Annotated in this window: 19 protein-coding genes and 1 pseudogene; 9 read left to right on the forward strand and 11 right to left on the reverse strand. The window is 36.0% G+C overall.

Going from position 1 to position 20157, the window contains the following annotated elements; genetic code table 11:
• Positions 1 to 159 precede the first annotated feature (159 nt).
• The 3 genes from WH188_RS06920 (at position 160) to WH188_RS06930 (ending at position 3258) form a co-directional block, all read left to right on the forward strand.
• On the forward strand, positions 160 to 1068 hold the full coding sequence (locus tag WH188_RS06920) for an NAD(P)/FAD-dependent oxidoreductase (protein WP_183917020.1): 909 nt from the start codon (positions 160 to 162) through the stop codon (positions 1066 to 1068).
• A gap of 86 nt (positions 1069 to 1154) precedes the next feature.
• Positions 1155 to 1595, forward strand: a complete 441-nt coding sequence (locus WH188_RS06925; protein WP_339423597.1) for a hypothetical protein — start codon at positions 1155 to 1157, stop codon at positions 1593 to 1595.
• Between the two features lie 139 nt (positions 1596 to 1734).
• On the forward strand, positions 1735 to 3258 hold the full coding sequence (locus WH188_RS06930) for an oligosaccharide flippase family protein (RefSeq protein WP_339423598.1): 1524 nt from the start codon (positions 1735 to 1737) through the stop codon (positions 3256 to 3258).
• A gap of 273 nt (positions 3259 to 3531) precedes the next feature.
• On the opposite strand, the gene WH188_RS06935 is transcribed toward WH188_RS06930, so the two are convergent.
• From WH188_RS06935 to WH188_RS06980, 10 genes are all read right to left on the reverse strand, one after another.
• Complete coding sequence (locus WH188_RS06935) at positions 3532 to 4095, reverse strand: biliverdin-producing heme oxygenase (protein ID WP_132842840.1); 564 nt, start codon at positions 4093 to 4095, stop codon at positions 3532 to 3534.
• A 120-nt stretch (positions 4096 to 4215) separates the two neighbouring features.
• Positions 4216 to 5412, reverse strand: a complete 1197-nt coding sequence (locus tag WH188_RS06940; RefSeq protein ID WP_339423599.1) for a S41 family peptidase — start codon at positions 5410 to 5412, stop codon at positions 4216 to 4218.
• Positions 5413 to 5684: 272 nt separating this feature from the next.
• Positions 5685 to 6803, reverse strand: a complete 1119-nt coding sequence (locus WH188_RS06945) for a cytochrome-c peroxidase (protein ID WP_339423600.1) — start codon at positions 6801 to 6803, stop codon at positions 5685 to 5687.
• Between the two features lie 32 nt (positions 6804 to 6835).
• On the reverse strand, positions 6836 to 7804 hold the full coding sequence (locus tag WH188_RS06950; RefSeq protein WP_132770870.1) for a hypothetical protein: 969 nt from the start codon (positions 7802 to 7804) through the stop codon (positions 6836 to 6838).
• Positions 7805 to 7874: 70 nt separating this feature from the next.
• Positions 7875 to 8444: a hypothetical protein gene (locus WH188_RS06955; protein WP_132770869.1), complete on the reverse strand. Its 570-nt coding sequence runs from the start codon at positions 8442 to 8444 to the stop codon at positions 7875 to 7877.
• A 117-nt stretch (positions 8445 to 8561) separates the two neighbouring features.
• A complete protein-coding gene (locus WH188_RS06960; protein ID WP_221197906.1) occupies positions 8562 to 9095 on the reverse strand; it encodes a hypothetical protein in 534 nt (177 codons plus the stop codon).
• A gap of 99 nt (positions 9096 to 9194) precedes the next feature.
• Positions 9195 to 10181: a hypothetical protein gene (locus WH188_RS06965; protein ID WP_339423601.1), complete on the reverse strand. Its 987-nt coding sequence runs from the start codon at positions 10179 to 10181 to the stop codon at positions 9195 to 9197.
• 43 nt (positions 10182 to 10224) lie between these two features.
• Positions 10225 to 10962 (reverse strand): HmuY family protein, encoded by a 738-nt coding sequence (locus WH188_RS06970; protein WP_339423602.1) that lies wholly within the window; start codon positions 10960 to 10962, stop codon positions 10225 to 10227.
• Between the two features lie 196 nt (positions 10963 to 11158).
• Positions 11159 to 11911 (reverse strand): HmuY family protein, encoded by a 753-nt coding sequence (locus WH188_RS06975; protein WP_339423603.1) that lies wholly within the window; start codon positions 11909 to 11911, stop codon positions 11159 to 11161.
• A 105-nt stretch (positions 11912 to 12016) separates the two neighbouring features.
• The gene (locus tag WH188_RS06980; RefSeq protein WP_339423604.1) at positions 12017 to 14395 is read right to left on the reverse strand and encodes a TonB-dependent receptor; all 2379 of its coding nucleotides are present in this window, start codon (positions 14393 to 14395) and stop codon (positions 12017 to 12019) included.
• Between the two features lie 338 nt (positions 14396 to 14733).
• Here WH188_RS06980 and WH188_RS06985 point away from each other — a divergent pair, with 338 nt between their 5' ends.
• The 5 genes and pseudogenes from WH188_RS06985 to WH188_RS26295 all read left to right on the forward strand — a co-directional run.
• Positions 14734 to 15555 carry a heme/hemin ABC transporter substrate-binding protein gene (locus WH188_RS06985; RefSeq protein ID WP_339423605.1) on the forward strand — a complete coding sequence of 274 codons (822 nt, stop codon included), beginning with the start codon at positions 14734 to 14736 and terminating at the stop codon, positions 15553 to 15555.
• Between the two features lie 59 nt (positions 15556 to 15614).
• Positions 15615 to 16592 carry a FecCD family ABC transporter permease gene (locus WH188_RS06990; RefSeq protein ID WP_339423606.1) on the forward strand — a complete coding sequence of 326 codons (978 nt, stop codon included), beginning with the start codon at positions 15615 to 15617 and terminating at the stop codon, positions 16590 to 16592.
• Positions 16593 to 16615: 23 nt separating this feature from the next.
• The gene (locus WH188_RS06995) at positions 16616 to 17425 is read left to right on the forward strand and encodes a heme ABC transporter ATP-binding protein (RefSeq protein ID WP_021187834.1); all 810 of its coding nucleotides are present in this window, start codon (positions 16616 to 16618) and stop codon (positions 17423 to 17425) included.
• Positions 17426 to 17491: 66 nt separating this feature from the next.
• The gene (locus WH188_RS07000) at positions 17492 to 18454 is read left to right on the forward strand and encodes a helix-turn-helix transcriptional regulator (RefSeq protein WP_339423607.1); all 963 of its coding nucleotides are present in this window, start codon (positions 17492 to 17494) and stop codon (positions 18452 to 18454) included.
• A gap of 265 nt (positions 18455 to 18719) precedes the next feature.
• Positions 18720 to 19284: pseudogene (locus WH188_RS26295) on the forward strand (transposase); the annotation flags it as partial.
• A 34-nt stretch (positions 19285 to 19318) separates the two neighbouring features.
• Here the strand turns inward: WH188_RS26295 and WH188_RS07005 are convergent.
• Positions 19319 to 19567: a hypothetical protein gene (locus WH188_RS07005; RefSeq protein WP_339423608.1), complete on the reverse strand. Its 249-nt coding sequence runs from the start codon at positions 19565 to 19567 to the stop codon at positions 19319 to 19321.
• 113 nt (positions 19568 to 19680) lie between these two features.
• Between WH188_RS07005 and WH188_RS07010 the strand changes: the two genes are divergently transcribed.
• A complete protein-coding gene (locus tag WH188_RS07010; RefSeq protein WP_339423609.1) occupies positions 19681 to 20085 on the forward strand; it encodes a hypothetical protein in 405 nt (134 codons plus the stop codon).
• Positions 20086 to 20157: the final 72 nt, after the last annotated feature.

The following is a 20157-nucleotide window of genomic DNA, read 5'->3' on the forward strand; positions in this document are numbered from 1 at the left end:
GTTAATTTATCCATCCAAATTTTGATAGAAATGCATCTGTCATGAAAGAGTAAGAAATAATAATATCTGCCAATGTTATTGCAATTAAGTTGCAATAGTTGTTACCTTTAATACACCATCCCACAAAAGTAATTGTTGATGGTGTATTAAAGGTTTATTATGAAAGAAAATAGAATTTATGATGTCATCATTATTGGAGGTAGCTATGCAGGTCTTTCTGCAGCCATGGCACTAGGACGTTCTTTGCGAGATGTGTTGGTAATTGATAGTGGAATTCCGTGCAATCGACAGACGCCACATTCCCATAATTTCTTGACACAAGATGGTAAGACACCCTTGGAGATTGCTACCATAGCAAAGCAACAGGTTGAGCAATATGAAAGCATTATTTTTGAAAATGGTGTCGTGACAGATGGTAGGTTTGCGTCAGAAGGTTTTGAGATCTGTACTGAAGAAGGGAATATTTATATCGGTAGGAAACTTATTTTTGCAACTGGAGTTAAGGATATTTTTCCTGATATAAAGGGTTTTTCTGCGTGCTGGGGGATTTCAGTTATTCATTGCCCTTACTGTCACGGTTATGAATTTAAACATCAAAAAACCGGTATTATTGGAAAAGGGGATAAGGCAATCCATCTATCTTCATTAGTTCATAATCTCACTGATCAATTACAGGTTTTGACAAGAGGTGACGCAAATTTTGAAGAAGAACAAAAAGATAAATTAGCTAAAAATCAAATTGGTATAATTGAAACTGAAATAGTAGAAATTGTTCATACAGACGGATATGTTAAGCAATTGGTGTTTGATGATGGTCGAACAGAAACTTTTGATGCTGTGTATGCTCCAGTTCCCTTCGTGCAGCATTTAGACCTGCCAGTGAGTTTGGGATGTGAGCTTACTGAGGCTGGGCATATCAAAGTTGATAGTTTTCAGAAAACCAATATTCCAGGTGTTTTTGCCTGTGGTGACTCCACCACAATGATGCGCTCCGTAGCAAGTGCTGTAAGTACTGGAAATACAGCTGGAGCGATGGTCAATATGGAATTAACACAGGAAGAGTTTTGATGATGAATCATAAAGGACGATTTGCTTTAACCAAATAATTGGGTGTAAACTATTTTATTCTCTTATTTGTTTATAATAATAAAACTATGTCTAGATTGTTCGTCATTACTTCTTTTATATTTCTCACTTTTGTTGCATGCCAACCAAATACCTCTCATCAGAGGCCAGCTGTGAAAGACAAGTCTCAGGATACCGAATTGCATCGGCAGTCCGGAATTACTTTTTTAGAGGGAGGTCTTACTCATAAAATGGAGAAAAAATCAGGTATTACAGACACTATTTTTATATCTGTCCATAAACCGGATTCCACTCATATTATACTTGAAAGTCCAACCAATACGGCAAATATCCGTATTGGTCAGCTTTTTTCTCCAAATGGGAGTGCTGATGGTCCATTCGGAAAAGTCCTCGAATATCGATTTAAAGACACAGGCCAATATTATATTACGGTTAGTGAGAATCTTATGGTTGGTGATCATTATAACGGAGCTTATCAGGTGCGAATAGTAAATAGTCTTTCAAAATAAAACTTTTACTTTATATAGCATGGACAATAGTTGATCATTATTAGTATTTGTTCCAACTATTTATCTTACCCTATACTTTCTTTTTGTATTATAGCAATTAAGAAAGTTTCACTAATATTGCGTCAAAATCTATACTTTATTGGCAGCTATAAAACAATTGGCAGGACAAACTCTGTGGTATGGTGTAAGTAATATTGGGGCAAAATTTCTAAACTATTTACTGACACCTATTCTTACTTACCTGATGATAGATTCTTCAGGTGTACGAGATTATGGTGGTTACAGTTTATTGTATTCTTGGATTGCTGTAGCAAACATTATATTTACCTATGGTTTTGAAACGGGGTATTTTCGTTTTTCAAATAAAGAAGGCGTAGACCGACACTCACTTTTTCAAACAGCGTTTGGTTCAATATTGCTCAGTACCACATTACTCATTTCGTTTATTTCTTTTTTTACTGTTCCAATCAACAATTTTATGAACCTTGATGGACATCCAGAATACATTTTGTGGTGTCTTTATCTGATTGGATTAGATGCAATAACTGCTATTCCATTTGCTAAACTACGACAGGAAAACCGTCCCAAAAGATACGCTTTTGTAAAATTATCTGGTATTATTATCAATATACTGTTTACTTTATTTTTCTTAATATGGTTGCCCAAATATGCGTTGCATCATCCGGATGATGCTATTGTACATTGGTTCATTAATAATAACCGGATAGGGTTTTTAATCTTAGCAAATGTGCTCCAAAATCTCTTTGTATTCTTATTATTATTTTCAGAATGGAAGAGTTTTAGGTTTAAGATAAATTTCAGTCTTTGGAAACAGCTTTTTAAATATTGCGCTCCTATGATTTTTATTGGGTTAGCGGGCATGATAAACGAAGTAATGGATCGGCAAATGCTGGCGAAATTGCTGCCACAGGATGTCGATGCGCAAAGTGTCGTTGGGATTTATTCAGCAAACTATAAATTAGCGATCTTTATTACGTTATTTATACAAGCATTTAAAATGGCTGCAGAACCATTTTTCTTCAATAAATCCAAAGACAAAAATGCACCAGCTCTGTATGCAAATGTGATGAAATGGTTTGTAATCACACTTTCTTTAGCTTTTCTTTTTTCTGCTTTATATCTTGACGTCTGGAAATATATGGTCGGGGCTTCCTATCGTTCCGGTTTGGGCATCGTACCGATACTTTTATGTGCTAACATATGCTTGGGAATATATTATAATCTTTCAGTATGGTATAAACTGACTGATCGGATGCGTATGGGTTTGTATATCACGATATTTGGTTCTGTGATTACGCTCGTTGGTAATTATTTTTTTATTCCCTATTGGGGCATGTATGCAGCCGCATGGACTACCTTGATCTGTTATGCGAGTATGATGTTAGTGACTTATTTCATTGGTCAAAATTATTACTATATACCCTATCCTGTAAAAAAAATAGGAATATATCTATTGGCAATGTTGCTATGTTTCTTTATGAAAAGGAGTATTGATGTATATTCCGATTCTTGGACTCAAGATATGCAACTTTTATTACGTATTCCTGTTGCTTTTATTTTGATGATACTTTATGTTTTTTTTATAGTAAAAATGGAGAGGAAGGAATTAAAAAATATACCATTAATAGGCAAGTATATTTAATCTGGTAATTATTAGCCAGACTCACTATTCACAAAAAATTATAATTTGTTAGTCCCAATAGAGAACATCGAGACTAACATGTATTATTAAATGATTTGATCAGGTTTTGTTTAGAACGACCAGTTGCAAGATTTTGCGGCAAAGAAGAATACTGCTAACCAAACTAAACCTTTAAAAAGGAAAAAGAGAAAAGCGCCTACCCCTAAACGTTTTACCCATTTTGTTTTATCATTTTTTTGCTCCATTCGTAAATATAAACAATAATGCGGTGTTTTAGTTTACATTTACAATTGGGGAAAATACGTTTCCAAAATTGTAGAAAGTTTGATTTGCCTTCTCTGTCGCAAGCTCATAACTTGCAGGATCTTCAGCATGTTTATTTAAGACAGTAGTGAATCCTGCCCACATTTCACGACTGTTTTCACCATACCCTTCAAAAAACGAAGTGCCTTTAGTGATTCCATATTTATTCAGCATCTGCACAATGTATGGCCCACCCATAATTGATCCCTCAAGAACATAAAGTGAGCTTAGGGCTTCTAACACATTGTTAACTAGAGGAGCATTAGCTTCTGGAAGATTTTCTACACTTCCGCCCAATGCTTCGATGTCCTTTTTAATATAAGAAGAATTACGACGATCTGCTAGATCGGGCAAAATATCCGAAGTTACAAAAGGCGCAATACGATCTTCAACGGCACGGAAATAGGCATAAAAACCTTTTAGAACCTTTGCGTAATCTGCATCTGAACGAATACTTTTTAATTGACGTACTATAGTTCCCTCAACGTTTTGATGGGCAGCATGTGTTTGCTCTTTGATATGTTGACTAAGCATTTTTTTAGTATTTAGTTATAATTATTCTATACAAATATTCGTATTTATTTTAAAACCTTTATGCTGTATAATGATTTATCATCTATGAAAAACGATCTGAATTATATTGTACATAATTTTTTAGTTCTTTAATTGAAAATTTGTTTTAAACAGCAGATTCTCACCTATTGTTTCTGGCCAAAAGACGGATTTAGGATAATCTTTAATATTATCAACCCCTTTTTCCAGTTTAGGGTCTGTAATAGAAACAATGTCTTGCAGTGTAGATGCTAGCCAAGGCTCTTTCGGATTACCTATATGTAGGTCTGTTTTTGGGGTGGCTAGGGAAATATCGACAGACATTCCATCAAAATAGTCCGACCAACCATCAGCATTACGAATCAGGAATGATGCAAGATAAATGTCGAAAGCATCAATTTTAAGAGAGAAAAATCCTACTGGCTTTCCAAAAGTTTTCTGACCAATAAGTCTCACAGGAAAGTAAGGTTTAAAACTACTAATAAGAAGTTCACTAGCTGATGCGGTCCGTCCGGATACAATAAATGATAAGTGTTGTAATGTGTTGAATACTCCTTTCTTGACGAAATAATGTGTATTGGCTTTTTCACTATAGTCTACATCGGCCAAGGTTGCGGAACGGCCTTTATATTTTACAGGATTTCCATTTGCATCTAAATAGGGTTGTTTACCTAAAAGGGTAGCCTTGCCATTTTGGACATTCGGATGAAATTGTTCACTGAACATGATTTTCCCATCCAGTTTTTTAGGTACAATCAAATTGGCTAAATATTCTGCTGTCTCAACATATCCGCCGCCATTGTGACGCAGATCTAAAATCAGATGAGTCACCTGTTTGTTGGAGAGTTCTGTAAAAAGTCTGTTCAGTTCTGTTCGAACAATAGCGAGTTCGGGAAAGGAAGCGATATAAAGATAGGCTATTTGTTTATTGCCTGAAGTCCAATAGGACAGGTGTGTCGCGTATCTGTATTGGTGCTTTGTATTTGCCACATGTCCGTTACCTTTTTTTGTGTTTCTACTGCGCTCCAGATAAGAGTATTTGGGTTTTCCTTCAATTGGAGACCATTCATATGGTTTGCCATTATGGGCCAATGAGTATTGACTTATTGCGAAAAGCTCACGTTCATAAGCAGTCTGTTCGGGACTAATGCTTCCAAACTTCTTACGAGGAGTAAAATCTGTATAGGAGGGAAGTGATTCCTGCCATCGGTATAATTGTTGAGCGTACAAAAAAATTGAATCGAGAATCAGTTCTTTTTTTGTTCCCTCTATAGGATTTATTATTTCATCTGTTTGCATTGTTTTTTTATTCCTGTTCTGACAGGCTGAGCTAAACAATAGCAAAAAAAGCATCGAAATACTTTTAAATGATTGAGCCATATTCAATTAAAATTTGTCCTTTATATTTGTGGCTACTGAGCGACATTTGAGCAGATAGTTTAAAATTAATTCATTTAAACTTTTTTATTCGAGTTAAAAGCCTAATTTTGTCCCAATTTATTTAATATTGATGCTTCCATATCTTTGGATGCTCAAAGATCCCAAAGGCGACCTCCTTTGGGATTTTTTTGTTACGGCAATATTGGTCTTTCAGTTTTTATCGGTTCACTTGATAAGCTTGATAGAAAGATAATGATATTTTCCTGCTCTTTACTGCTGAGTCTTAAATTCTGTATATGTGGTGATAATATGCCATTAATCTGCTGACCAGTCTTTTGAGGCATTCCTTGGCTTAGTAAGTTGACTAATTCACTCAAAGTAGCAATAGTACCATTGTGCATATATGGTGCAGTATTTGTGACGTTTCTTAATCCAGGTGTACGAAACTTACCTTTGTCACTTTCTAATTTAGAAGACTCAAATCGTCCGTTGTCCAATGCAGCTTTGTTCGTTACTGCATAGCCGAGATTATGAAAATCTAAGTCTGTAAAATACGGGCCGTTGTGACAATTGATACACTTTCCTTTCGTACGAAATAGATGCAACCCTTCCAATTGTTGGTCATTTAGCGCCTGATAATCACCTTGGACAAACCTATCAAATGTAGTTTCTCCACTGCTAATGGATTTGGAATAAGCAGCTATTGCATCTAGCAAACCCTCTATTGTCATATTCTTATTATTATAAGCCGATTCATACAGATCTACATAACCAGGTATGGACATTAGTTTGGAAGATAAAGAACTCGTATTTCCGCCCATTTCAATTGGCGAATTGATAGCTTCTGCAATTTGTTCACGGTAGGTTTTCGCACGCCCATCGTGAAAGAGTTTCCCTTCCAGATACCAGACATTTTCCATGGATGGTGTGTTACGGTGATGTAAAGCTATACCATCCGCTGTTGTTTTCTGATCGATCCAGTATGTGTCCGGATTATGGCACGAAGCACAGGTCTTTAGACCATTACCTGTACGGGGATCAAAAAACAGGGCTTTGCCTAGCGCAATAAGCTCAACCTTATCTTTTGAAGGATTATCGGGCAATGCTGCTAGTTCTCGTACTTCAATGTTTTTATACCATTCTGCTACTGGCCACTGTGCGCTACTTTTACTGTATTTTTCTCGTAGCGTTTCTTCTGGGTTAGGTACAATTGTCGGCTCCTCCGGCGATGACTTACCCTTACTACAGCTGTATAAAAAAGTGGTTAGTAAAGTTGCAAGGATTACCTGTTTTGGCAAATATAAGTTCATTAACAACATCAAAAAAGCTTTATTATAAGATGTTAATTTAATGTAATGGACTGTTCGTATTCAGTCATTACTTTGTCAGATTTATCTATTATTTTCAATCTTGTTAACTGGTTACCTTGTATAGTTGTTGGTATCGGTATTGTAACAGTCATTTTTGCTACGTCAAATATTGCATTGTTTAATTTGTAGGTGTTGTTGAGGTTATCAATAGCAATAAAATGATCAAAATCTGCTTTGAAGAATAATTCATAAATTGATTTATTTGCAATCGGCATCACCAGATTTTCTCCTTTTTTTACGGTGTAGTTGCCCAATTTGATTAAGTTGTAGAACTCGGGTAACAATACATCGAAGGGATCAGTTAATACAGTATAACGACCCGATACCAATTTCAGGCGATATGTGCCAGGCTTAAGATCATCTGGACGAGTAAAATTAACTGCGAAAGTGCTTGGGGGCTGGTTAAAAGAAAGTAAGGTTTCTTTACCATCATTATCTACGATATACCCTTTAGTTTGAGCTTCGTTTGGTATAATGTTTTCTCCAACTAAAACAAATGGGTTTGTTCCTGGTAAATAGAGACGATAAGGCGAAAGGAAGTTAATTTTCACCTGTAATAAGGGTTGGTTGACTTGAAAAGATAATGTATAGTTTTTGCTGGAACCATCCTGTGCTCTTACGGTATAGATAATGGGTTTGTCAGACTTTAATTGTATTGGCGTACCCGAAGCAGGAGTCACAGTGGCTAGGTCAGAAATCTTTACGGTCGGTGTGATGCTTTCTGGTTGGTCCACCAGCGGTGGCCAGTATAGGATAATACGGTCTTCCACAATACTTGCCGACAAGGTCTTGCCCGAGGCATCTTTGATGCTAAACGATTCGATTTCGTTATATGGTAGATTGGGGGTTTCTTTTTTGCAAGACCAAGATACCATAGTCAGCATGAAAATAGCCAACAATTGGAATGTACGTATTTGTTTTTTAGATATTGAAAGTAGCATGATTTTTTTTTATAAAAAGATATCGCAACCCATTCACCGGTTGCGACATCTTTTAAGAAATTATTGTTGTTTAAAGCGCTTTATATTCGATATTAGCATCGGCCTTTACCTGCAATTGACCAGCAACTGTTTGTTGACCTACATTGCTGAAGTTATTGAGTTTTACGGCATATAAGGCACCTGAAGAATTACCTACCAAAACAGTTAATGGTTGAATTGCCTCATTTGCATTGGTTGATAAATCGTAATCATACCAAGTACCACTTCCTAGTGATGTTACTGGTGTAGCGGTACTCCAATTGGATGCAGAAACAGCCGAGATGTCCGCAGCTACTGTTCTGATTTCATAACCAGCATTGGCTTTGATCGATCCGTTGACATGGCTAAAGAATGCAACCTGTCCACTGTTACCTAGACTTTGAGAACCTGTTGTAAAATCTACATAAACAGCAGGCCAGTTTGCTGCATTTCTTGGACTCCACCATTGACCATTGATCGTCAAGCTCGTATTCGCTTTTGTCTGAGTAAGTGCCAAAGGCGCTGTTACTTGTTCTGTTGTTGGCGCTGCTGCCCATACCGCTGCCGATAGCACTGTTACGGCCATTGCCGATTGTAAGATTGTTTTAATGTTTAATTTCATGTTGACCTCCTGTTTTTTATTTATTTAATATTGATGCCACCTTGGCATACTGTGAATGCATGTTATTACTATTTAAACCATATGTTTGAAAAATACATTTTAATAATATAAAGTTTTTTATAAAACTTTATATTCAATGTTTAGATCAGTTTTCATTTGAATTTGGCCATTAACTATTTTTTGTTGTATATCATTGAAGCTATTTAGAGTTAATGCATACAACGCTCCAGAACTGTTGCCAACCATTACAGTAATTGGTTGAATTGGTAGGATGCTAATTGTTGATAAATCAAATTCATACCACTCGTTTTTTTCTAGTGATGTTACTACATTAGCAGCAGACCAATCAGATGCCGAAACAGCCGACATGTCTGCCATTACTGTTCTAATTTCGAAACCTGCATTGGCACGAATAGTTGCATTGACAAAACGGGATAATATGATTTGTCCACCATTACTTAAGCTTTGGTTACCTGTAGTAAGATCTAAATAAATAACAGGCCAGTTTGCAACATCTGAAGGAGTCCACCATTGACCTATTACGGTGAAGTTGGTATTTGCTTTTGTTTGAGTAAGAGGCAAAGCAGCTGTAGCCTGTTCTGTTTTTGGAGTTGTTGCCCACACTGTTGCCGAAAGCACTGTTACAGCCATTGCTGATTGTAAGATTGTTTTAATGTTTAATTTCACGTTGACCTCCTGTTTTTTATTTTTTTAATGTTGATGCCACCTTGGCATACTGTGAATGCATATTTATGATTCTGTTATCGTACTTGAATTTTGTTGTGTTTTCACGATATCAGCCCAGTCTTTGAACTGGAATTTGATCTGAACATTTTCGAAATTCCCTGTTGGAAGGTTTGCCGGTAACGAAACCTGCATTTCGCTACGGGTATGGGATTTGATTGTAAGCGGATAATCTTTGCCATTAAGTGTCATAATAACTGCTGTAGGATCAAGTATTACTTTGCTTAAATAGGCTTTGATTGTCCAATCCGTGTTTTTAGCTAGTTTTAAACCTGATAATGTTAAAGCCACATCTGGTTGTCGATAAGTAATCTTGAGCGGATTGGCTAATTTAATGGTATGATTAAGATTGGTCACTTCGACATCGTATATGCCCGCTAGGATATCCGAAGGAATACGATTTTCCCGTTCTGTGCCAGAATAAGATAGTTGATATCCTAAAGGAGAAACTTTTAAACTATTCGGCGTTGGCATCTGAACACGTTGCTTCGTCTCTTGGTTGATGAGTACTATACTGACTAGAGTAGAGTTTGTATGCATGAAAGTTCCGTTTATTGCAGGGAAAGCGGTTCCTGGTCCTTGTGTCAGCGCAATGGAAGATGTTGATGCAAAAGCCGCTTCAAAAGAAGGTGTACTTTGTAATTCAATCTTTAATTTGTAAGTACGTGCTGTTCCTGTTGCGGATTTTACAGTATATGTTTTATCCTTTTCATCCGTTTTAACGGGCAGAATCTCTTCCACGATTTTGGCTCCAGATGATACCTGGATTGTAGGATCAATTACTAATAATCCATAATAATAGGGTAAGTAAACCGTTATGGTATTTTCCCCATTATCTATAGCACCATAGATAACATCGTCATTCGGGAGGTTGGTCACCTTATATTCCAGTATTTTGTCGCTGGGAAGTAAAGGCAGATCCTCCGTTTTAGTACAGTTACTAAACAGTAACCCTAGGAATAGTATGCTTATAAAAGTGTATATTCTTTTCATTTTATCTAAATATTGAACTATCGTATTTTATGGATATTATTATTTAATTCTTGATTTCAAATTTGGTACTCCCGGATTTCGCTAATACATATTGGAAAGTAAAGAATGGCGTGGGTGAAGTTTTATACCAATCTTTTGGATCTAATAAGTCTTTGTAGATGCTCTGAATTTTGATTTTTGCATAATTGCCATTAGCTGTGCGTACTACCAAGGTATGCCCTTCAATTGGATAACAAACATGCTTTTTGTTTTCGGCTCCACCACCTTTGATGTCTCCACCAAAATCATATAGATACCATCCCAGACCTTCTCCAAAAGTTCCAGAGTCATCTGTTCCATAGGCCTTTTCTCCTCTACGGAATTCAGCATCGGAGGGAATATCTATAACATCTTCAAATTTTTTCTTGACTAGATAAATTCCACCTTTACCAGGTCCACCTACTCCGTATCCATTTGAACTATTATTGCAATTGACAAAACTCCTGTATATCTCTGCGAAAGAAATATCCCAACGTGTTGTCAGCCTATAATCTGGCGTAATAGCCTTATTCTGTTCTAAACTATAATATATAGGCGATTGCTTCGTTGTGGGTAAAGTTCCCGTTGGTAAGTCCTCTCCAAAGTTCTTTACTGAAATTAAGCGATTGAACATTCCTTCTGAAATTTCTGGATTAGGTTCTGGTTCTATTTTAGGATCGCTTTTGCTGCAGGCCCCTAGTAGTGTTAAAAAAACAAATATTGCGATGAATTTTAAGAGGTTATTGCTTGTTGTTATTTTCATTTTTAGTGTTATATATTGTAATACTATAATTTCAATTATTCCTGTGGTTGATCATTATCTTTATTTATATTAATTCTAAATAATAGTAAAGGTAATGAGTTTAGCTAATCCTTTGTATATTAAAACTGATATTTAATCTATGTTTTTTGCTTGTCAGTGTATATGTTATCGAATAGGTGTCAAACAGTAGATTTTTTTAATTATTTGTGTTTAACGCCTTACTACCATCCTCTTGTACATAGTATTTGAATGTATAATAGGGAGCTGGCCAGTTCATATTTGTAACGGCAGATGGATTGCCTTTGTAGGCATTGATAAGTTGTAACTTAGCATATTTTCCATCAGGAAGTCGAATGACATATGTTCTGTTAGGTAGCGCTTGCATAATGTGATTGTTCAGGCTATAACGAAACCACCCATCTGAACCTTCTGATGATGCCCATCCGATTTTGTTAACTTCACTTTTATTAAACTCGTCATCCGAAGGAGCGAGGGCGATACTTTGATAGGGTTGTTTGAGTAAAATGACTGCGGTATTGTTAGCCTCTCCTTGATATCCTGGGTTATATTGATATTGCGAATTGTTGACAAAAACTTCGGAATTATAAGGGCCAGTAAAAGCTAAGTCCCAATCTTTGGTTTTTAACCATTGCGCCGAATCTGCTTTTGTCTTAATCCAAATTTGTTTCTGATCCTTGAAACGAAATAAGAAAGTATAAAAGTTGCGTTTTTCTTTACCTTCTGTTCCATCTCCCATAGAAGCATCGGTATCACCTGGAAGATCTTTAATGACGATACTCTTGCCATCTTCAAGTACAATATTATACTCCTTATCCTTGCCACAAGAAGCAATAAGGAGTACGATAACTGTATAGAAAATACAGCGACCTATTTTACTAAAAGAAATCAATATGCTGCATTCAGCTATTATTAGTTTTATTGTATTCATTTTGTAGCAATTTTAATTATAATTCATCTTGAAATGAGGATTATCTACTATTAAAAAATTAGGTTCTGTTATTCTATGCCTACATGGAATGTGATCGGTGAAAACTTATTCTTTGATCCAACGATAACTTAGTCCACCCATAATTATGCGACCTGGTTGTCCCAATAAATACCGGCTAGTAAAATTAAACAGGTTATCTCCAATGAGACGAAAAGTAAGTTTTCCTTTCATAAGACTTTTTTCAACAGTCATATTTAAAAGAGTGTGGTATGGAATGAAGATATCATTCTTGTCTATGAATTGGTTTCCATTATATTCTTGAAATGGCGTATCTCCTCTGAAATTAATTCTTGCATTGATATTCATATCCCAGGGTTTATATTCATATTGTGTTTTAAAATTGATCATGTGTCTTGATCTATCTTCAATACCCCAATAATCTGATTTTTTACTTTGGCGATATTCTCCTGTTTGCGGATTATTGATTTGATTGTAAGGAAAGTTTCCGCTTGCTATACTGTCTAAGACACTTAAATCTTTTGCGATCAAATATTGATAGCCTACAGAAAACTGTAAAACTTTGTTTGCCTGATAAGTAATTGAAGTTTCGAAGCCTTTGTTCATGGCTTTTGGTAGATTACGGTAACTGTATATTTGAGCCACATTAGTTCCATTACCAACACTGACCGTATTAATTTGATTATTAATGCGATGATAAAATACCGAAATATCAGCTTGAATTTTTTGACTAGCATTCCATGTTAAACCAATATTATTAGATAGGCTAGTTTCCGCTTCCAAATTTCCCGCAACTAAATTTAACATATAACTGTTTTTATAGCTCAATTCACCAGCCGCATCCATTGCTGAAATAACATCTGCCACGCGTTCAGTACCAACTACCATATAGTTTGCCGCTGGATTGTAGAATACCTGATAACGCATTTTGTAATCAGGAGCTTTAAATCCTGCCCCAAATCCTGCTTTGGCAACAAGAGTTGAATTAATATGGTATTGTAAACCAAGACTTGGGCTGAGACGACCATTATAGACATTCGTTTGGTCATAGCGTAGTCCCAATGTGGTCAGTAGCCTGTCAACCGGTTTCCATTCGGTCTGTAGGTATACAAAACCGGTATTTAGCGATCTTTTAGCATCCAGTTTTTGATCATCCATTACCTCTAGACTTCCACCGATACCGGCAGTAAATTTTAGTTTTGTAATTGGACTATAAGCAAACTGTTGTTCTATGCGATGTACATCTTGACCAAATTCTTCAGCGCCGGCCAATACTCCTTGTTGTAGCCACTGTGCCGCAATTTCTGAGTGAAAACGAGAATAATAATAGCGAGACATACTCCGAATCCCTGATTCAAAGTTATGATCATAACTTGCTGCTATGTTGATGTCCTGATCTTTCTGGGTATCTTTCAATATGGTCTGTTCAGACCAGGCATTGATCATCTTTGATACTCGGCCAGCATACCTCGCCGTAATACCCATTGTTCCATTTTTACTGATACGATAACGTGTGCGTCCTTGAAAACTGTAATTGGTATATGGGGGATAAGTGGTACTATTTGACTCCAGATAGTTTTTGTCGGTATTAAATCCGTCAGTCCGGTAGTAGTTCCCGGATAAAACAATACTTCCACGTTGATTGTCAAAAGGTGTTTCAGCTTCTAAAGTTGCATCTACCGTATTTAATGTGCCATATAGAAATGAACTGTGTAGCTGTGGCGTCAATGCACCATGTCGTGTAATGATATTAATAGCACCGCCTAAAGCATCGCTGCCATAGAGACAAGATGAAGCCCCTTTTATAATTTCTATTCGTTCTATATTTGTAACTGAAATTCTTGATAGATCAAAATTCCCACTGTTTCTCCCTAACATGGGCTGTCCATCGACCAATACCATCACATAGTTGCTACTAAAACCCTGTATCTGTACGCCGACAGCTCTTGATCCTCCAGCAATGTCATTGACTATGGCAATCCCTGTTTGTTCTTTCAGTACTTCATCCAGTCGGCGACTACCCATCAATTCGATTTCACGTTTGGTAATAATCTTAACAGGCATAGCTGCATTTTCCGCTTTAAGAAGATTGTCTACCGCTTCCAGTTTACGGTTTACTTGTACCTCATCAATATGGCGGTTATCGGTCTCCAATACAATGTTCAGATGTTGTTTTTTATTTTCTAGATCAATGGTTCGTTGGAACTTCTTATAGCCAAGAGCTTGAACTTCTAAATCATAGCTACCTGCATAAAGCTGATTAAAATAGAAATGGCCCGAAGTGTCTGTCCTTATAGCCTTTTTATCAGGATATAAATAAACCGTTACGTTTGGTATCGCTTTGTTAGATTCGTTTTTTACAGTGCCACTAATCTGTAATTTATCTTGGGCATGAGCTACTATTAAGTTGCATGCACAAAATATCAGGAGAGAACTTGTTCGTAGTAAGGATTTTGTTGTAAACACTAGGTTATTTTTAATCAATCTAAATAATATTACAAAAAAAGGCAATTGAATTGAACTTTTCTATATGAAAACTGGCATTAATTCTATTTAATTCGATTTGATTATATCCTATAATAATTTTTTAATTGATGTATTTGACTGATTTATAGTGGTGTTTGACTTGTTTTTATCTAAAGTACAAGCAAAAGGTAAATTTAAATTAATTTGTATTTAGACTGATTATTGATTTGTTTTGTGTTGAAAAGCGTTAGATAAGTTTTCCTGTCATGATGCGTTTAACTTGAATTAAAGAAAAAAGAATGAGTAGATTTTGCTTTATTATAATAATCCATTGTTGTATGTATATTGCTTTTGGTGGTCATGCACAGCAACGGATTATTACATTGAACAGTTCCATTACTGAGACGATATTTGGATTAGGTGTGGGGAATCGTGTTGTTGCTACCGACGTGACCAGTGTCTCACCTATGGCTGCCGCAGCTTTGCCCCGTGTAAGTAAAAATCGTTCAGTTTCAGCAGAGGGATTACTTTCGTTTGAACCGAATATCATCTTAGCAAATGAAGGTGAAGTTCCTGCAGCAATCATTCGACAAGTACGCGCAGCTGGTGTAAAATATATAGCCTTAAAACCCAACTATACAATTCCAGGCGCTTTAAATTATATCCAACAAGTGGCTGATGCTATTGGTCAACCTGCGCTCGGAAAAGGAGTGGTGTCTCAAACAAAGTTAAGTCTGAACCGTATTACTGAAGTGGTTAAAAGTGAAAATAAGGGTAAAGTTCCTCCAAAAGTTCTTTTTATTTATGCACGCGGTACGGGCACTATGAGTGTCGCCGGTAAGGGGAGTAGTTTAGATGCAATCATCCATTTAGCTGGAGGAAAGAATGCTATTCAAGAGTTTTCTGATTTTAAACCTTATACGACGGAAGCGCTGGTACAAGCTAATCCTGATATTATATTGCTGTTTGATTTTGGAGCAAGTAGCTTAGGAGGTGAAGAAGCGATTTTAAAATTACCCGGTATGAGAATTACCAATGCAGGAAAAAATAAACGTATTCTTACAATGAATGCTTCTTTATTAGTCAATTTTAGTAATCGGCTACCTGACGCAATTTTGGAATTGCACCGAGGTTTTGTAAGAATAATGGAGTCAAAGTAATCGATGTGTATAAAAGACAGAAGCTAATTTTACTGGCACTTGTATCAATTTTAATTGTCGTGTGTATAATTTCCTTGGGATTAGGGGCTTATTTTATTCCTCCCAAAGATATTTTTTCCTTGTTGATGCAAAAAACGCATTTAGCATCAGCAACACCCATCAACAGTATGCATGAGGATGTCATTTTTGAAATTCGATTACCACGCTTATTGCTGGGAATACTTGTAGGTGCAGCATTAGGTATCTCTGGTGCAGCTATCCAGGGAATATTTCGTAATCCATTAGCAGAACCCGGACTCATCGGTATATCATCTGGCGCATCGTTATTTGCGGTCATGATCATTGCTTTTGAAGCACTGGTTTTCACCTCAATTTCAGCTTGGATCGGTTACTATGTGTTAGCTTTTGGAGCGTTTGCAGGTGCAGGTTTAACAGCATTTTTGGTTTATCGCATAGCTAGTAAAAATGGTAAGCCATCCGTAACAACGATGTTATTGGCTGGAATTGCTATCAATGCTTTTGCTGGTGCACTGACGGGCTTGATGACCTATGTCTCGACCGAGCAGCAATTAAGGACCATAACATTCTGGTTGCTGGGTAGTCTAGGCGGAGCTACTTGGGAAAATCTATTGGCAGTTGCTCCGTTTATAATTATTCCCTTAATCTGTTTACCTTTTTTTGGAAAATCATTAAATGCATTCGCTCTCGGTGAAATGCAGGCCGATTTATTAGGTGTACAAACCGACCGTATCAAAAGATGGGTTGTAGTCCTTTCAACTTTAGCTGTAGGAGCTTCTGTAGCAGTTTCAGGCATTATCGGTTTTGTGGGCTTGATTGTTCCTCATATTATTCGTCTTATAGGTGGGGCAGATCATCGATTTGTTTTACCTGGATCGTTGCTGTTTGGCGCTTTGGTGCTGACGCTAGCAGATGTTATAGCTCGGGTTTCGGTTGCTCCAATAGAGCTTCCAATTGGCGTGATCACCGCCCTATTGGGGACTCCTTTGTTTTTATATATTTTGATAAAGGAAAAATAATTAGTTCAAATATAGGGTCTGTTATGTTACGTGTAGAGAAACTTAATTACGAAATCAAGGGAAGAAAACTTCTGAAAGATGTTACTTTTCAAGTACGAAAGGGTGAGGTATTGGCAGTATTAGGTGCCAATGGCGCAGGAAAATCTACTTTGATGGGATTACTCTGTGGAGAAAAAAAACCTTGTTCAGGGAGCATTCACTTAAATGGAAAGCTACTGTCGGATTATACTCCATATATTTTGTCACAATGTAGAGCGTTATTGAGTCAGCAACAGCAAATGACTTTAAGTTTTAAAGTCGATGAAATTGTATTAATGGGACGTTATCCGCATTATAAAAATGTACCTCAAGCACATGATCTTGAAGTTGTAGCCGAAACAATGAAACTTTGTGGTGTAGCATCATTTGCAGATCGTGATTTTCTAAGTTTATCAGGTGGTGAACAGCAACGTGTCCATCTAGCTCGGGTCTTAGCGCAGATATGGGATAATCCAGATGCACTCTTGCTCTTAGATGAGCCTATTTCAGCATTGGATTTACATTATCAGCAGAAAGTTTTAGGTATTGCCAAAGCATTGGCGCGTAAAGGACTCATGGTTATCTTGATCGTACATGATGTTAATTTTGCAGCTACATATGCCAATCGCATTATGATGCTCAAAAATGGAAGAAAGCTATTTGATGGTACGCCTGTGGAGGTTTTGAATAAGAAAGAAATCTATACTATTTTTTCAGTGGAATCAAATGTGACGATGAATCCAAGAACATTGAAACCTTATGTTCAACTTGAAGAAATGCATGTTGAATTTGATAGTTATTTAGAAAGATTATAAATAATTTTAATATTCCAGCTTATTTCATTAATTTTAACTGCGCAAAGCTTATTTTAAACTGTAATCATGTTAGTGAAAAGTAAAATAGTAGAGTTGGAAGATTGGCTTTTTGAGGAAGAAATCCCGGACGGTTATGTGCCAGAGAAACCATTGGTTGAAAACAAAACCATTATTGAAATGGGGCCTGTACATATGGAGAATTTTCAACTTTCAACTTCTGGTCTTTTTATATTACATTCTAAAATGAACTTTGATAGACCTGTACAGATCCTCACTGAAATAGAAGGTGAAACGATTACAAGTCAATTTATATTTTTTAAACCAAAAGATGCAAAAATGCCCTATGGCATGAGTAGACATAATATTCGTTACATTCCTTCTGTGCGAACGACCCATCAAGTAGAACCTGGTATTGAATATATTTATTTTATAGCAGTTATATCTAAAGAATATTACCTTAATTTAATTAAGAGAGATTCATTGCTCCATCAGCAGTTTGTGCATGAGATCGAAAAAGGGCAATATGCTTCATTTTCTGAAGAAGATCTTGTTGCTACTTACGAAATGCAACATACCATTTCTGAATTAATTGAATCGAAGAAAAAAGGAGAAATAAGAAGATTACATACCGAATCTCGGATTGTTGAATTGCTGATGTATCAATTTGAACAGTACAACGAACAAAAAGGAAATACGGGTTCTTTGTTTCATGAGGAAGATATTCAAAGGCTTGAAATGGCACGCCATATTCTGGAGCAACGTATTGCGAACCCACCGACCCAAAAAGAACTGGCCGCAGAAGTGTTAACCAGTGAAAGTAAACTGCGTAAAGATTTTAAAGAATATTTCTCAGTTACTATTCACGATTATCTAACACGTGTACGTATGGAAAAAGCTAAAAATTATTTGTTAGCGGATAAAAAGACAGTATATGAAGTAGCATTGTTGACGGGGTATGGACATCAAAATAATTTCAGTAGTGCATTTAAAAAGTATTTCGGTATTTCTCCCGGAGAATTAAAAATGTAGTAGTACTGGTTGTTGTCTACTTTCTTTAAAGACGTAGAGTTAAAATTTGGTCTTTTCATCGTAATTCCTACTATATTAAAGTTCATTAATCCGAAAGGTTTTTCTACTTTTAAATTGATAATTAACACACACATTCCGCAGCTCAATAATATTAGATATCAAAATTTTATTTGAGTTTTTTCAAGATAGCTTTGTTATTTATCAGTGATCTCATTTGGGTCATCGCAACCTTATTAAGTTGTGTAAGTCTATCATTTTGAGGCGAGCGATCTTTCCAAAAACTAAGGTACAGTAATGTATAGTCCATCAGATCAGAATCAGTATGCGGCACGTAACTAAAAAAGACAAAAAGCAGTAATGGAAGACCTGAATCTCGTTTAGAAAGCCTAAAATGAGGAAAATTGGATATGAGAATCTCTTATAGTTTGAAGAGAAGTGGGGTCAAAGTATCCATTAGCTTCAAAATCATGGTTAAATAACTGGACCAATCTTGCTACCTATTTTGAATACGAGGGTCAGGTGCGAAAAGTTATTTACACGACCAATCCGATTGAAGGTATCCACCGCCAGATACGAAAGATTACAAAACTGAGTATAGCGAGCTCATGAATACCTATAAAACTAACACGAATGAATAAACCAAAGATGCATTCAGTTCAAAGCAGGCACTGATGAAATTGATGTACCTGATCATAAAAGATATATCAAAGAAATGGACGATGCCAATGCACAATTGGGGATTGACCATATCACAATTATATATTAAATTTGGTGATAGGCTCATATATATTAAATTTGGTGATAGGCTCAAGCTAGATAGAAACTTTTAAAGAGAAACTAATGACACAGGCAGTGGTACACTTCCTAGTAAGCAACATCTTTATTAATTAATTGAAGTAATTTCTTTTTGTCTTCTCGCATATCATTAAGAGTAGGAGAGCATGAAAGTATTAAAACCAGTTCTCTAGCACTATCGAACATTTGAGATCCGTTCTCATTATTTTTTGTAAGTGATTTCCAATATTCAAAATTTTCATCGACTTTCCCTGTACAAAACCTAACAAATGATTCGTCACAAACAAGCTCTTCTATTGTAAAAATTTTATTTATCATTACTATCAAGATTTATATAAAAATTATGTCATAATTAAAGATACATATTATAATAACATTTTAAATAATGAATTATTGTGCGTAACTTAATGCTTAACAAAATCTTACACACAATGAAAAAAATAGTATTGTTTGCAGCAATTTTTATTATTATAGGTGCCACATCGTTATTGAATGCAGGTCAAATAATAATAAAAGATAACGTAATTAACGATTCAGTTCCAGTTCCTACCTTTACTATTACTTTAGTAACACCGACTGGTGAATCCATCATACGTTGTAGAGATGATGAATATATACTTACTGCTGCTTTGAAAGCAGGTGTTGAGCTTCCATACGAAACAATGGCTGGAGTTGAACCATCTTCAGCAGGAAGATTGATAAGTGGAATGGTAAACAATGATGATCAGTCTTATTTAGACCATTCCCAACTTGAAGATGGATTTATATTGCTTGATACTGCTTATCCAATGAGCAACTGTGTGATATTAACACATCAAGCCGGAATGCTTGATTAAAAGAACAAAGGACGACAATTATAGACTAATTAATAAATATGAAAAATAAACTATTATTATTGTTAATATGCT

It is taken from the genome of Sphingobacterium sp. MYb388 (assembly GCF_037479535.1).
GTDB lineage: Bacteria > Bacteroidota > Bacteroidia > Sphingobacteriales > Sphingobacteriaceae > Sphingobacterium > Sphingobacterium anhuiense.

What these genes read in the sequence shown, in the direction of transcription:
- WH188_RS06920 (WP_183917020.1), top strand. Translation starts at nt 160, where the DNA reads ATGAAAGAAAATAGAATTTATGATGTCATCATTATTGGAGGTAGCTAT.
- WH188_RS06925 (WP_339423597.1), top strand. Translation starts at nt 1,155, where the DNA reads ATGTCTAGATTGTTCGTCATTACTTCTTTTATATTTCTCACTTTTGTT.
- WH188_RS06935 (WP_132842840.1), bottom strand. Translation starts at nt 4,095, where the DNA reads ATGCTTAGTCAACATATCAAAGAGCAAACACATGCTGCCCATCAAAAC.
- WH188_RS06940 (WP_339423599.1), bottom strand. Translation starts at nt 5,412, where the DNA reads ATGCAAACAGATGAAATAATAAATCCTATAGAGGGAACAAAAAAAGAA.
- WH188_RS06945 (WP_339423600.1), bottom strand. Translation starts at nt 6,803, where the DNA reads ATGAACTTATATTTGCCAAAACAGGTAATCCTTGCAACTTTACTAACC.
- WH188_RS06950 (WP_132770870.1), bottom strand. Translation starts at nt 7,804, where the DNA reads ATGCTACTTTCAATATCTAAAAAACAAATACGTACATTCCAATTGTTG.
- WH188_RS06955 (WP_132770869.1), bottom strand. Translation starts at nt 8,444, where the DNA reads ATGAAATTAAACATTAAAACAATCTTACAATCGGCAATGGCCGTAACA.
- WH188_RS06960 (WP_221197906.1), bottom strand. Translation starts at nt 9,095, where the DNA reads ATGGCTGTAACAGTGCTTTCGGCAACAGTGTGGGCAACAACTCCAAAA.
- WH188_RS06965 (WP_339423601.1), bottom strand. Translation starts at nt 10,181, where the DNA reads ATGAAAAGAATATACACTTTTATAAGCATACTATTCCTAGGGTTACTG.
- WH188_RS06970 (WP_339423602.1), bottom strand. Translation starts at nt 10,962, where the DNA reads ATGAAAATAACAACAAGCAATAACCTCTTAAAATTCATCGCAATATTT.
- WH188_RS06975 (WP_339423603.1), bottom strand. Translation starts at nt 11,911, where the DNA reads ATGAATACAATAAAACTAATAATAGCTGAATGCAGCATATTGATTTCT.
- WH188_RS06985 (WP_339423605.1), top strand. Translation starts at nt 14,734, where the DNA reads ATGTATATTGCTTTTGGTGGTCATGCACAGCAACGGATTATTACATTG.
- WH188_RS06995 (WP_021187834.1), top strand. Translation starts at nt 16,616, where the DNA reads ATGTTACGTGTAGAGAAACTTAATTACGAAATCAAGGGAAGAAAACTT.
- WH188_RS07000 (WP_339423607.1), top strand. Translation starts at nt 17,492, where the DNA reads ATGTTAGTGAAAAGTAAAATAGTAGAGTTGGAAGATTGGCTTTTTGAG.
- WH188_RS07005 (WP_339423608.1), bottom strand. Translation starts at nt 19,567, where the DNA reads ATGATAAATAAAATTTTTACAATAGAAGAGCTTGTTTGTGACGAATCA.
- WH188_RS07010 (WP_339423609.1), top strand. Translation starts at nt 19,681, where the DNA reads ATGAAAAAAATAGTATTGTTTGCAGCAATTTTTATTATTATAGGTGCC.